Origin of the sequence: Idiomarina piscisalsi (genome assembly GCF_003987095.1) — a bacterium.
In the GTDB taxonomy this organism is placed as follows: domain Bacteria; phylum Pseudomonadota; class Gammaproteobacteria; order Enterobacterales; family Alteromonadaceae; genus Idiomarina; species Idiomarina piscisalsi.
Genome location: NZ_PIQA01000001.1, coordinates 386,255 through 399,920, shown reverse-complemented (window position 1 = coordinate 399,920; position 13,666 = coordinate 386,255). Strand labels below are relative to the sequence as shown.

Below are 13,666 nucleotides of genomic sequence, written 5' to 3'. Positions count from 1 at the left end.
ATTTTCCTGAGGAAAAATATGCGAATAGCTACGATAATTTTATTTATTATTTTATGTGTTGCGGCGCTGTTAACGCCTTGGTTTATTCCAAAAGGTTCTCTTAAAAAGGGAGATACTTCGGTTACTGCTCACTTACCGCCTATTCCCAATGTTGAGATAAAAACAAGCATGCCAGAATTTTCGGCAATGACAGATGTGTCGGAGAAAAAAGAGGCGTTTTTTCGCTTTTTGCTGCCTATGGTTGAAGCGGAGAACATTCGCATATTGCATGAGCGAGCTTATCTAAAAGACGTTTATGGGCGTTTTCAGGAAGGCCGCTTAACCGCAGACGATAAGCAAAAAATTGATGAGTGGATCGAATATTATCGTTTAGAAGAAGACATAGCTATTGATGACAACTTATTCGGCTTGTTGAAACGTCGTATGGACATCATTCCTGAAATGATGGTGCTGGTTCAGGCTGCTAACGAATCGGGTTGGGGAACCTCGCGCTTCTCCCGTATGGGTCTTAACTTATTTGGTCAATGGTGTTACGTAAAAGGTTGTGGGCTTGTGCCGACCGGGCGCGGCGAAGACGGCCGTCATGAAGTGGCTAAGTTTGACTCAGTCAATGAGTCCGTAAAAAGCTATATGCGAAACATTAATACCCACGGCGCATACTTAGACTTACGTTTATTGCGTGAGCAGAAGCGTTTAGATAATGAAGATATAACGGCAAATGACTTAATTGTCGGTTTGGAAAGTTATTCTGAACGTGGTGATGAATACATTGAAGAGTTACGTGCAATGATACGGATTAACCGTCCTATTGTTAATGAAGTGCGCCAAGAGCTGGACACTGAAACAAGTAGCGAAGCTGCTCCTCAATAACTTCCATTAGAATTACAAAAAGCCCCGAAAGGGGCTTTTTTAGGCCAGCTGTTTAATACTTATGCTCTGCACGCCGGAATTGCCATCTTCATAATCATTGGGCGCTACAAACTGCTTATTCTGAATAGGCTCGTCATCAAAAGCTTTGTCGCCGTCTTCTTTAGCAACACCGTCTGCTATGACAGACAGAAAATCGAAGAGGTTATTGTCAGCCAAATGTGACGGAGCCACATTCTGCATGGCGGTAAAAATACTTTCGACACGCCCCGGGAACTGTCTATCCCACTGGTTTAGCATTTGTTTTATTTGTTTGCGCTGCAAGTTTTCCTGAGATCCGCACAAGTTACACGGAATAATAGGGAATTCCATGGCTTGCGAGTACTGCTCAATGTCTTTTTCTTTGTTATACGCAAGCGGTCGAATGACAACATGCTCGCCGTTATCACTGGCAAGTTTTGGGGGCATTGATTTTAGCTTGCCGCCGTGAAACAGGTTCAAAAACAGGGTTTCGATCATATCATCGCGATGATGACCCAGCGCTATTTTGGTGGCCTTTAGCTCTTTCGCCGTTCGATACAATATCCCACGTCGCAAGCGAGAGCATAGCGAGCAAGTTGTTTTGCCTTCAGGGATTTTGTCTTTGACGATGCTATAGGTGTCTTCTTCTACAATTTTATAGTCAACGTCTAGTGAATCCAGATAATTTGGCAGAACGTGCTCAGGAAACCCTGGCTGCTTTTGATCGAGGTTCACGGCAACGAGAGAGAACTTAATAGGCGCAACACGTTGAAGATACATAAGGGTATCTAACAACGTATAGCTGTCTTTACCGCCGGACAGGCAAACCATAATATGATCACCGTCTTCAATCATGCCAAAATCCTGAATGGCTTTACCGGTTTCCCGGCGAATTCGCTTCTGTAATTTATTGAAGCTGTACTGACTGCTGTTTGCCATTATGGCTCCCGTTTACCCGACTTGCTTAAAATAACGCGCGGATTATACCTAAGCGGTTCGCATCAAGCGAGAGGGCATTTAAAATCTTCCGGTTTTATAGCCAGTACGTCACAGTTTATTTGGTCAAGCACATGCTCTGCGGTATTGCCGAGTAGGGCAGCGCTAATGCCGGTACGGCCGATAGTACCAAGCACAACAAGTTCAGCGTCCAGTTGTTTGGCGAATTCTGGTATCACTTGCTCTGGCAAGCCTTGAGAGAGGTGCTGCGCATGAGTGGATATACCAAACTCACGACCTAATGCCGCCATTCTATTAATGTGGTGTTGTTCCAGTGCATCAGAGTATTCTGTCACATCGAACTCAGGAATTTCGACAGCGATATTCACCGGCGCACTGGGATAAGCATTGACTAAATGAACACTGGCATCGAGTGTTTTACTCATTGCCTGGGCATGCTCAATTATTCGTTTGTTAAGCTTTTTGTGATGCTCTTCTTCTGAGCCCGTGTGGACAGCTGCTATAATTTGACCATGGCTTGGCCACTCGTGTTCTTTCACCAATAACACGGCACAAGGCGCTTTTCTCAATAAATGCCAATCTGTTGGTGTAAAGAGAAGGTTCTGAAAGCTTGGACTCACTTGGGTGCCTTTAATCAGAAGCTCATGGTTATTTTTCAAAACCTCTTCAATAATGGCTTCAAAAGGACGGTTATGCCAAACAACCTCTTTTTCGATTTGCATGTTGTCAGTGTCAAACTCACTGAGCAGGTCATCAATCCAGGCTTTTCTGTCAGCAATTAGGTTGGAGCGCATAATATCACGCTCTTCACTCGACAGCATCGTTGTCATTTCATACGAAAAGTCGTAAATAGAAAGAAATAACGTGAGTTTACAGTCAGGGTTGAGTCGCGCCATGTGTAGCGCGCGTTTGAGCGCTTTATGTTGTTCATCAGCAGGGTCTAAAACGACCAGTAACTTATTAAAGCTATTCATTTTTATTCCTTAATGTGAACGCGACTAAAGTCATGTTTCTTTATCTAAGAATAGCTGATGAATAGCGAATTTGAAGCCTTTAATGACCAGCTGAATGGAAAAAAGGTTTGATCAGTGTCACGAAACTCCAAAGTGCATAAACAATAAGAAGAATACCCATAGCGGTGCGAACACCTCGGGCTTTTAAAAAGTTATGCAGGAACTGGCTAAAATGACCGGCGGCTATCATTGCGGGCAGGGTACCTAGCCCAAAAAATGCCATAGTTAACGCACCGCCCTGAGCCGTGCCACTAATTGCCGCCCAGCTCAGTGCTGTATAAACCATTCCGCAGGGAAGCCAGCCCCATAATGCGCCGGCCAGAAAAGTATTCAAAACACCTTGGTTGTTCTTCAAACGCCCTGCGAGCGGCTGAATTTTTCGCCATAGCGGCGACGCTAACTTCTCAATATAAACCAGGCCAGAGAACCAGCCGGTAAAGTATAAGCCAAGCAGCAATAAAAACAGTGCAGCAAGCCAACGAAGTACCACGGTGGTGTATGAACCATCGGGAGATATTAAACCTATGGCTGCGCCTACCAGCGCCCCAATCAAAACATAAGAGGCAACGCGCCCAAAATTATAAACCCAGACAATATAAGGCTTAGAGCGAACGCCAATTGCACTGGCTATGCCACCGCACATTACCAGGCAGTGCCCGGCACCGGCTAAGCCCATCATCAGGGCCGTTATATAATCAGCGCTTTGCGTCATTATCACTTTCTTGCTCTTTGTCAGCTTGGTCCTGAGGCGGTTTGTTATCGGTGCTGTTAGGCTTGTCGTCATCCATTAAAATATTCAGGCCTTGTCGCTCAATGTCTTCAAACTGATCGGAGCGAACAGCCCAGAAGAAAACGGCGATGGCAATAATAACGAAAATAATCGCTACTGGAATTAATGCGTAGATAACACTCATTTCTTGTATAGCCTTAATGAATTGGCGATAACCAGCAGGGAGCTTAACGACATCCCTAAAGCAGCAGCCCACGGCGCAACAAAGCCAAACGCTGCAAATGGTAATACACTGACATTATACAACAATGCCCAGATAAAATTCTGCCGCATAATGCTGCGTACTTTTGTCGCACCTTTTATCACCGTTTCAATTTGCCAAAGTGACTCGCCCATTAAAATAACATCGGCCGATGTCTGAGCCAGATCTGAGGCATTGGAAAATGTCATGGAAAGATCAGCTTGCGCAAGAACCGGGCTATCGTTGATGCCATCACCAATCATCCAGACCGTATGACCGTTTCTCTGCGCGTCAGTTATTAAACTCAGCTTGTCTTCCGGTTTTGTGTCATGGTGCCACTCCTTGATACCCAGCGAGTGAGCAACAGGTTCCACTCTGTCTTTACTGTCTCCACTGACAATAACTGGGTTATATCCTTGCTGCTGAAGGGTTGTTATTGTTTCTTTTGCCTCTGGCCGAAGTTGATCATCAACATGATATTCGGCTAAAACCTCAGATTCGTTCGCAAGAACAACCTGGTGCTCGCCATTAGGTTGGTACTGTGGGTGCCACTGTTGAATGAAAGCACGGCTGCCGATGCGGTAGCGAATACCCTCTGCTATTCCTTCTAACCCAAGTCCCTGATAATTTTCGACACTATTAAAAGCCATAGGTTGCTCTGAAAGTAACTTCAATGGCGCTGCAATAGGATGCTCTGAATGACTTTCAAGACCCGCGGCTAATGCATCGTTGTGCGTGTTATTAGTGTGATCAAGCTTGGTAATTAATTGAAACTTGCCTTCGGTTAAGGTACCGGTTTTATCCAGAAATACAGTGTTCAGGTTTTTTACTGACTCAATAACATCTGCATTCTTTAATAAGATGCCATCATTATTCAGACGATGGATAATGCCGGTTAGCGCGGTTGGAGCAGCTAACGACAGCGCACAAGGACAGGTGGCAACAAGGACGGCTAAGGTTACCCACAATGCGTGTTCGGGGTTGATGAACCACCAGGCTAAGAAGGTAACCGTTGCGGTTAAAAGAATGCCGGCAATGAAATAACCTGCAACTTTATCAATGACTTGTTGTACTTTGGGTTTGTCAGCTAAAGCTGCGTCCTGCATGGCAATAATTCCGGCAAGCACCGTTTGCTGAGCCACCTCTGTCACTTCCACGCGAATAGGGGAGCTTTGGTTTAAACTACCGGCAACCACTTTGTCGCCTTTTACTTTTACAGCAGGGCGGCTTTCACCGGTCAGAAGACTTTCATCCACTTGCGCTTTGTCACTGAGCAAATGCCCATCTGCCGGCAAAGTTTCTCCCGGTTTAACACGAATAACATCGCCAACCTTTAGTTGGCGAACCGCTACCTCTTCTGTACTGTCAGCGGTTTCACGGATAGCTAATTTAGGCAGCAGGGTTAAACGGTTGGTTGCAAAGCGTAAGGCTCGCTCTTTTGCTAGTAGCTCAAGAAAGCGACCAGTCAACAAGAAGAACGTAAACATTGAGATAGACTCAAAGTAAACTTCTCCAGTGTTGGTAATAGTGGCGTACACACTAGCGCTGTATGCACCTAGTAAGGCAATGGATACCGGAATATCCATATTCAACTTGCTGGCCTGCAGGCCTCTTAATGCGCCGGCATAAAAAGGTTGAGCGCTATACAAAATAACGGGTGTTGCAAAGACTAAACTGACAATCCATAGGAAACGCTGAAGGCTCTCAGACAAGTCACCGCCTACACCAAAATAAAGCCCAAAAGCCACCATCATCACTTGCATTGTCGCAATGCCGGCAACGCCTAAGCGTTTAATGTAGCTCTTACGCTGTTTCTCGTACTGGTGCTCTGCTTCGTTAGGTTGAAAAGGCAGCGCTTTATAGCCAATGCGTGCAAGCGCTTGCAGTATTTCACTGAGTTTTAGGGCACCATCGTCCCAATGAACCTGTAAACGTCGGCTACTGACATTCACGACCGCTTTTCGAATGCCGCTTAGTCGCATCAGCTCTTGCTCTATTAGCCAGCCACAAGCACCACAGGTAATATTTTCAACGGTCAGGGTGGCAATTTGAATATTGTCACCAGCGTCCCGAATAAACTCTTTTTGAATATCTGGGTGGTCGTATAGGCTTAGCTGCTTTAACTCATCGGGCAATAAAGGTGTTTCTAATGGTCGCTCATCGCGATGCTGATAATAGGCATCGAGGTTATGCTGAATAATGGTATTGGCAACGGCCTGACAGCCCGCACAACAAACAGCGTGCTTTTCGCCTTTATAACTGACGGTTAAGTCAACGCCTTTCGGAACGGGCTGTAAACAGTGAAAGCATTGCATCGTTTAAACGCCATAAAGAAGAGGGCGTAGCGGGGTAAATTCGGACTTAGGTAACTGATACTTTTCGCTGACTTTCCATACGCCATCGAAAGGTTCAACCGTAATGGTCCATTTACCATCAATATTTTCCGGAATGTCCGCTCGGTAGGTTCCGTCCGCACCGCCTGTCATCATTATGTCGAAATCTTTTGACGCTTGGGTAGCGTGAACAAAGTGCACTTTTAACGCACTGAGTTCTTCCGGTTTTCCAGTTCTGTACCGTAACTTAAATGAGCCGTTTTGAGCTGTAAACTCAAAGCTTATATTACGCCGTTGCGCTTCTTCGACATGCTCAATAATAGCGTTTATCGTTTTGCCACGTTTGTAATAGTCATCAACGACCATTGAGAAGTTTCCCTGACTTACGGATAGGTAAATAATGACTCCGCAAACGATCATGACGGTGACAGGTAATGAGATGAGAAACCAAGGCCAGAACTGCTTATACCAAGGTTGTTGCATAGTAAACCTCTTACAAAAAACCCCGCCGTAGCGGGGCTTGTGATTTCTTTTTACTCGTCGTCAGAGAGCGAGTAAACATAAGCCGATATGACGTGTATTTTATCCTCACCCAGAATATCTTTCCAGGCAGGCATTACGCCATTACGACCATATTTGATGGTTTCTTCTATTTTATTAATAGAGCCACCGTAAAGCCAGACATTGTCTGTTAAGTTAGGTGCACCCAACTGCTGGTTGCCGGTACCATCAGCACCGTGGCAGGCACTACAAACCGCAAAGTTTGCTTTGCCAGCTTCAACCAAGTCAGGGTCACGGTCGCGACCACTTAGACTTGCAACATAGTTAGCAAGCTCTGTAATTTGCTGGTCACTAAACTGCTCACCAAAGGCAGCCATATTTCCTTGGCGACCATCTAAAATAGACGTTTTGATGTTATGTGGTTCTCCGCCATACAGCCAATCATTGTCCGTTAAATTAGGGAAGCCTTGACCACCCATAGCATTAGAGCCGTGGCATTGAGCACAGTTTTGCAGGAACAAGCGTTGCCCTACATCGAGCGCATCTTCGTTATGAGCCAACTCTTCAATAGGTTGCTGAGCATAGGCTTCAAAGATGGGGCCGTACTTTTCTTCTGCATCACGTACCGCGCGGTCGTACTCTACTATCATCCCATTGTCCTGAGACGCCTGCATTGCCTGACGTGACTCTTCCAATGACTGGATATCCTGATTCGAGCTCTTCCAGCCCAGTAGACCCTGGAAGTTACCCAGGCCAGGGTACAGCGCTAAGTATATAAAGCCCCAGGCAAAACACGCCCAAAACAGATACGTCCACCATTTAGGCAGAGGGTTATTCATTTCTACAATACCATCGAATTCGTGGTCCATTTCCTGACCTTCTTCGATGTGTGTGTAGTTTTTCATGTTCCAACGCAGTAGCCAGACAAGAACGAATAAAAGGCCTAGCGTTAAAACAATGATCCATGCACTCCAGAAGCTACTCATCTTTCTTCGACTCCGGTTTGTCGCTATTAGTCGTTGATGAAGTCTCGTCCTCAAAAATAGAGTTGGCGGCTTCATCAAATTGTTTTTTACTGCGGCGGCTGAAAGCCCAGAACACAATGGCAATAAAAATTGCCAGAATGACCAAGCTAAACACGCCGCGCCAAGTTCCGTAATCCATTATTTATCGGCCTGCTGAAGAGCGGTGCCCAGCGACTGAAGGTACGCAATAAGTGCATTCATTTCAGTTTCGCCCTGGACAGCTTCTTTCGCGCCGGCGATGTCTTCATCGGTATACGGAACGCCAAGAGAACGCATGACTTCCATTTTCTTCGCAGTTTTCTCGCCAGTTAATGTGTTCTCAGCTAGCCAAGGGAACGCTGGCATATTTGATTCAGGCACTACATTGCGTGGGTTCATTAAATGAACATAATGCCATTCATCGCTATAACGTCCACCGACACGAGCGAGATCAGGACCTGTACGTTTCGAGCCCCACAAGAATGGGAACTCCCATACGTGCTCACCGGCTAATGAGTAATGACCATAGCGCTCGGTTTCCGCACGGAATGGACGAATCATTTGGCTATGGCAAGTGTGACAACCCTCACGGATATAAATGTCACGACCTTCAAGTTCAAGCGCAGTGTATGGCTTCAAGCCTTTAATAGGCTCGTTAGTCTGGTTCTGAAATAACAGCGGTGTAATTTCAACCAAACCACCAATCGATACTGCGATTATCATGAAAATAGACAGCCAGCCTAAGTTCTTTTCAACAAATTCGTGTTTAAAGCGACTCATTTCCTTCCCCCTCAGGCTGTTTGTACGACGTTGCCTGCGGCAGTCTCACGACGGCCAGCACGAATGGTTTTATAACAGTTATATGCCATTAACAACATACCTACGACAATGAAGACACCACCAATAAAGCGGCCAGTCCAGAACGGGTAAGACGCCTGAACACTTTCAACAAAGCTGTAGGTGAGAGTTCCGTCAGAGTTAGTTGCACGCCACATTAGACCTTGCATAACACCTGAAATCCACATAGAGACGATGTAGAAAACAACACCGATAGTGTGTAACCAGAAATGCACGTTCACTAATTTAATGCTGTGAATTTCTTTTTGGTTAAACAGGCGAGGTACTAAGTAGTACATAGAGCCAATGGTGATCATTGCAACCCAGCCAAGTGCGCCTGAGTGTACGTGACCAACCGTCCAGTCCGTATAGTGAGACAGGGCGTTAACCGATTTAATTGCCATCATTGGACCTTCAAAGGTCGACATGCCGTAGAACGACAGTGACACAATTAAGAAGCGTAAGATTGGATCAGTACGCAATTTATGCCAAGCACCTGAAAGTGTCATGATACCGTTTATCATGCCGCCCCAAGATGGCACGAACAGGATAACCGACATGACCATACCAACCGACTGAGTCCAGTCAGGTAGTGCAGTGTAGTGCAAGTGGTGAGGGCCAGCCCAAATATACAGTGAAATAAGTGCCCAGAAGTGAACAACAGATAAGCGATACGAGTAAACAGGGCGCTCAGCTTGTTTCGGTACGAAGTAATACATCATACCCAGGAAACCTGCAGTCAGCAGGAAGCCAACGGCGTTGTGTCCGTACCACCATTGAACCATGGCATCGACCGCACCTGAGTACATAGAGTACGACTTAGTGAAGTCTACCGGTACTGCCAGACTGTTAACGATATGGAGCATCGCAATAACAACAATAAAGCCGCCGTAAAACCAGTTCGCAACATAAATATGCGAGGTTTTACGAATGGCTAATGTCCCAAAAAATACGATGAGGTAAGCAATCCAGACAATAGCGATAAGAATATCGATTGGCCATTCAAGCTCAGCGTATTCTTTGGTACTGGTTAAACCTAGCGGCAGCGTAATAACTGCTGCAACAATAACGGCTTGCCAACCCCAGAAGGTAAAGGCAGCAAGTTTGTCTGAGAAAAGACTCACTTTACAGGTTTTTTGCACCACGTAATAAGAGGTGGCAAAAAGCGCACTAGTACCAAACGCAAAAATAACAGCGTTGGTATGAAGAGGGCGAAGACGTGAGTAGGTTAGCCAAGGTGTATTAAAGTTAAGTTCAGGCCAGACGAGCTGGGCTGCAATTAACACACCTAACGCCATACCGACGATACCCCAAATAATGGTCATGACAGTAAACTGCCGGACGACCTTCATATTATATTCGTTCGGTTGTTGTGGAATAGTTTGACTCATCTTTTAAATCCGCAATGATTAAGATCAGGAAAAAGGAGACTTTTACCAGACACACTCCTTGTAAAAGTACCTATATTTTACGCTTTATGTTCTAAAAGGTACAGGGGGATATTGCCAGTATCCCCATAACTTTCAAGGTTACTGCGTTTTAAAGCGGCTCACAAGTTGACTTAAATCAACACTGTTCTTGTTTAAGTTCTGACTGACTTCAGCAACTTGAGCGTTTGCTTCTTGGTTAGCGTGGGAAAGGTCTGAAATACCTGTGATATTTTCGTTGAGATCTTTTGTGACTCGGCTTTGCTCGTCAGTAGCTGAAGCAATTTGCACGTTCATGGTTGAGATGTTGGCAACCGCTTCCTGTATTTGACCGATAGCTTGCTCGGCTTTCAGCGCTTCTTCATTGGTCGAAGCTGAACGACCCTCAACGTCTGTAATGATTTGGCTAACGTCTTTTATGGCGCCCTGAATGCTGTCAACAATGCCTGAAATTTCATCGGTTGAGTGTTGTGTTCGAGTTGCTAACGTTCTGACTTCGTCAGCAACAACCGCGAATCCACGACCGGCCTCACCGGCACGCGCCGCTTCAATAGCGGCATTTAGTGCCAATAAGTTGGTCTGTTCGGCAATAGCGACTATGACTCCAAGAATATTGCCAATTTTTTCCGAACCGTCCTGGAGTAGGCGGGCCTGGTCACCGGCCTTCTTAAGTTCATTAGTCAGTGCTTCAATGTTATTCACTGACTCGCGCACGATAACAGCAGAGCGGCCAGCTTCTTCATCTGCCGTGTTCGCTGAGTCTGCCGCCTGACGTGCGTGTTCAGCCACTTCAGCCGCGGACGATGAAAGCTCTGTAATAGCCGTAGCAACAGAGCCTGTTTGCGAGCTAAGCTCGTCGCTTTGACGCCGACTGGTAGCTGAAAGATCCGTGAGTTTTTCAGCTGCTTCACTTTCACGTTGGGCGCTTTCTTGAACACTTTGCACAAGCTGCTGAATTTTATGCACGAAGGTATTAAACGAAGCTGCGAGTCTGGCAAGCTCGTCCGAGCCAGAGTCGTTTAAACGACGCGTTAAGTCACCTTCACCTTCAGCAATATCAACCATGGCGCTGTTGATGGTTTTAAGCGGGCGAGTGATTGAGCGAATGATCAGTATAAATAAAAGCATTAAAGGAACAGCAAGCACCAGCGCAAGACCAGCGAGCTTAAAGAATTCCTGCCATAACATAGCCGCAATATTATCGGTATACTGACCAGTACCAAGAATAATGTTCCAAGGTTCGAAGACGCGAATTCGGCTAATTTTGGGCACTAGGTTATTGGTATCACTGCCTTTTTGCCAAATGTATTCGACTGTGCCTTGTTCACTTGAGCGAGCTTTATTAACCATCTCCTGAAATAAACGAGTGCCCTCTGGATCTTCGTAAGACAACACATTTTTGCCAACCAGGGATTTAGTAAAAGGGTGCTGAACCATTTCACCTTGGCGGTTGAGAGTAAAAATATACTCTGCACCTTCGTAACGAATATCGTCTAGCCTGTTAAACGCTTGCTGTCGGGCTTCTTCTTCGGTTAAGTCGCCGCTTTCAACTTGTTCGTAATAGTAGTTAACAATGGTGTGAGCCGAATCTAATACAGCATCCAGCTTTCGCTTTTCTTCGTCTATTAAAAGTCCGTTTAAAATAAACATCATAAATGCCACCATTAAGGCGGTGCCAAAGGCGGCGATACCGAGTAAGGTTACCAGCCTCTGCGTGATGCTAAGACGCTGTATTAATTTCATTGCCGTTCCTTAACTTTTAAAGTATGTCTTTATATCGTCTTAATTTACCTTTTCTTTACACAAAGAAAAGTAGACCAAAGTCAAAGAACTTGCTGATAAAACCACCGTTTATGGTGCTTGACGTCTAATCTGGCAAGGTTGTTCATCAAACTATCTGGCGACAGGTTTGTTTGTGGTTGGGTTTGACTTATCCATCTACAAGTGGCTATTTAATTTACCTAATGTTAATTATAAATAACTTTATCGAAGTGGCGAATTGATTGGTTTTGTCACCTTCGCAATTCGCCGACCGTTTGCAAACTAGGCAATGTCTGCTACTTGTGACTGAGCATTCGACAAACCTTGCTCTCGTGCCTCATCACCCATGTTTAGGCCTTCAGCACGAACGACTTCAACATCGGTAATGCCGATAAAAGACAGTGCGGTTTTTAGGTAAGCTTCCTGGTGATCAAGCGCACTCGCGTCGCCGCTTGAATAGACACCGCCACGACCTGAAGCAATATAGGCTTTTTTGCCTTCCAGCAAACCTTCAGGACCATTTTCGGTATAACGGAAGGTTACGCCTGCCTGCAATACCCGATCGATCCAGGCTTTAAGCTGTGTAGGAATAGTGAAGTTGTACATAGGGGCGCCAATGACTAAAACATCGGCGTTTTTGAGCTCTTCAATCAGTTCGTTAATTAATGGCTTATCTTCAGCTAACAATTCATCAGCGCCTAAGTGCGGAATAGCGTCAGTCACTAAGTCACGGTGTTTTACCGAAATATCGCTTTCGGCTTGTAGCTTCTTAATAATGTCAGCACTTAACTGACGGCTCACTGAGCCTTCAACAAAAATACCAGAGTCTAAATGCAATACGTTCATAGGGTATAGCTCCTTTAAGTCTTACCTTATTCATAATGTTGGCGTTAATACTACGTGTTCCGAATTAAATGAAAAGACGATAAAATGGGATTAAACGTTCCAAAATTAGAACACTTATGTCTATACCCAATATTGCGAATTACTATTTATTCGCCCGCACGGTGCGCGCCGGCAGTATTAATGAGGCGGCAAGAGAATTAGAGCTACCGAAGTCGACCATAAGCCGCAGGCTTAGTCAGCTAGAGAAAGAGCAGGGCGTACGTCTTGTAAATAGGGGACGGTCAGGGTTAAAGCTTACTGACGTTGGCGAAGCATTCTTGGTGCATTGCGAATCATTAGTTGATGCAGCTGAGTCTGCGCAAATGGTGACTCAGGCATTGTTAGAAAAGCCCAGAGGTCGTGTCAATATAAGTTGTCCGTATGCAATCAGCCAAAGTTTACTGGTCAAAGTACTACCAGAGTTTATGGATAAATATCCCGAAGTGCAGCTTAATGTCATTGCTACCAATAGGCCGGTTAACCTAATTGATGAAAATATCGACATTGCGCTTCGCGTACGTCCGTATATTGAAGACTCCTCGTTAATTGCCCGACCATTAACAGAGTCGCCATCGAGTTTGTTTATTTCTCCTGAGCTGTTAAACGCGCAGCCGGTTAAAGAGCCCCAGGACTTAATACAACACCCACAACTCAGTTTGCATTACACCAGCGGTCGTTACCATTATCAGCTAACCAATGAACAAGGCGACAAGCAGCAAATTAATTTCCAGCCGAAACTGATTAGCGACGACATGATTCTGTTAAAAGAAGCCGCCATTAATAACCAGGGAATTGTCGCATTGCCAAATTACATAGGACAGCAAGCGGTATCTGAAGGGCTGCTTGTTCAGTTACTACCAAACTGGAACTTACCGGTTGGCATTATGCACATGACATATTCTCATCGCCGTGGACTTAAACCTGCGGTAAGAACCTTAATAGATTTTCTTGCTGAAAAACTTCCTGAAGTAGCAGAGCACACGTTTTAAAGTTAGCGCTTACCGCCTTGATTATCCTTTTATATATCTTATTTAACATAATATACATTATACGTAATCATCTAATATGGCGTTTTACGGCCCAAATCAT

At 45.3% G+C, this 13,666-nt stretch carries 14 protein-coding genes; 2 read left to right on the top strand and 12 right to left on the bottom strand.

The features are described 5' to 3' along the window. The first annotated feature begins 18 nt into the window (after window positions 1-18). Window positions 19-870: a glucosaminidase domain-containing protein gene (locus tag CWI73_RS02020; protein WP_126751317.1), complete on the top strand. Its 852-nt coding sequence runs from the start codon at window positions 19-21 to the stop codon at window positions 868-870. Between the two features lie 39 nt (window positions 871-909). Here CWI73_RS02020 and ttcA read toward each other — a convergent pair whose 3' ends face one another. The 12 genes from ttcA to CWI73_RS01960 form a co-directional block, all read right to left on the bottom strand. Then, entirely contained in the window at window positions 910-1,827 is a 918-nt protein-coding gene (gene ttcA / locus CWI73_RS02015; RefSeq protein WP_126751316.1) for a tRNA 2-thiocytidine(32) synthetase TtcA, read from the bottom strand. A gap of 62 nt (window positions 1,828-1,889) precedes the next feature. Beyond that, the gene (gene uspE / locus CWI73_RS02010) at window positions 1,890-2,819 is read right to left on the bottom strand and encodes a universal stress protein UspE (protein WP_126751315.1); all 930 of its coding nucleotides are present in this window, start codon (window positions 2,817-2,819) and stop codon (window positions 1,890-1,892) included. 79 nt (window positions 2,820-2,898) lie between these two features. After that, the gene (locus CWI73_RS02005) at window positions 2,899-3,570 is read right to left on the bottom strand and encodes a sulfite exporter TauE/SafE family protein (RefSeq protein WP_241968805.1); all 672 of its coding nucleotides are present in this window, start codon (window positions 3,568-3,570) and stop codon (window positions 2,899-2,901) included. Beyond that, complete coding sequence (gene ccoS, locus CWI73_RS02000) at window positions 3,554-3,772, bottom strand: cbb3-type cytochrome oxidase assembly protein CcoS (RefSeq protein WP_126751314.1); 219 nt, start codon at window positions 3,770-3,772, stop codon at window positions 3,554-3,556. Before ccoS ends, CWI73_RS02005 begins: the two co-directional genes overlap by 17 nt. Continuing rightward, the gene (locus CWI73_RS01995; RefSeq protein ID WP_126751313.1) at window positions 3,769-6,144 is read right to left on the bottom strand and encodes a heavy metal translocating P-type ATPase; all 2,376 of its coding nucleotides are present in this window, start codon (window positions 6,142-6,144) and stop codon (window positions 3,769-3,771) included. Before CWI73_RS01995 ends, ccoS begins: the two co-directional genes overlap by 4 nt. A 3-nt stretch (window positions 6,145-6,147) precedes the next feature. Next, window positions 6,148-6,645, bottom strand: a complete 498-nt coding sequence (locus tag CWI73_RS01990; protein ID WP_126751312.1) for a FixH family protein — start codon at window positions 6,643-6,645, stop codon at window positions 6,148-6,150. Between the two features lie 50 nt (window positions 6,646-6,695). Beyond that, window positions 6,696-7,649: a cytochrome-c oxidase, cbb3-type subunit III gene (ccoP, locus tag CWI73_RS01985; protein ID WP_126751311.1), complete on the bottom strand. Its 954-nt coding sequence runs from the start codon at window positions 7,647-7,649 to the stop codon at window positions 6,696-6,698. After that, window positions 7,642-7,827, bottom strand: a complete 186-nt coding sequence (locus CWI73_RS01980) for a cbb3-type cytochrome oxidase subunit 3 (protein ID WP_126751310.1) — start codon at window positions 7,825-7,827, stop codon at window positions 7,642-7,644. Before CWI73_RS01980 ends, ccoP begins: the two co-directional genes overlap by 8 nt. Continuing rightward, complete coding sequence (gene ccoO / locus CWI73_RS01975; protein WP_126751309.1) at window positions 7,827-8,447, bottom strand: cytochrome-c oxidase, cbb3-type subunit II; 621 nt, start codon at window positions 8,445-8,447, stop codon at window positions 7,827-7,829. The genes CWI73_RS01980 and ccoO overlap by 1 nt, the downstream gene beginning before the upstream one ends. Before the next feature lie 11 nt (window positions 8,448-8,458). Beyond that, a complete protein-coding gene (gene ccoN, locus CWI73_RS01970; RefSeq protein ID WP_058579175.1) occupies window positions 8,459-9,895 on the bottom strand; it encodes a cytochrome-c oxidase, cbb3-type subunit I in 1,437 nt (478 codons plus the stop codon). A gap of 138 nt (window positions 9,896-10,033) precedes the next feature. Next, complete coding sequence (locus CWI73_RS01965; protein ID WP_126751308.1) at window positions 10,034-11,674, bottom strand: methyl-accepting chemotaxis protein; 1,641 nt, start codon at window positions 11,672-11,674, stop codon at window positions 10,034-10,036. A 300-nt stretch (window positions 11,675-11,974) separates the two neighbouring features. After that, a complete protein-coding gene (locus CWI73_RS01960) occupies window positions 11,975-12,538 on the bottom strand; it encodes an FMN-dependent NADH-azoreductase (RefSeq protein ID WP_126751307.1) in 564 nt (187 codons plus the stop codon). Window positions 12,539-12,654: 116 nt separating this feature from the next. Between CWI73_RS01960 and CWI73_RS01955 the strand changes: the two genes are divergently transcribed. Continuing rightward, window positions 12,655-13,566, top strand: a complete 912-nt coding sequence (locus CWI73_RS01955) for a LysR family transcriptional regulator (protein ID WP_126751306.1) — start codon at window positions 12,655-12,657, stop codon at window positions 13,564-13,566. Window positions 13,567-13,666 lie beyond the last annotated feature (100 nt).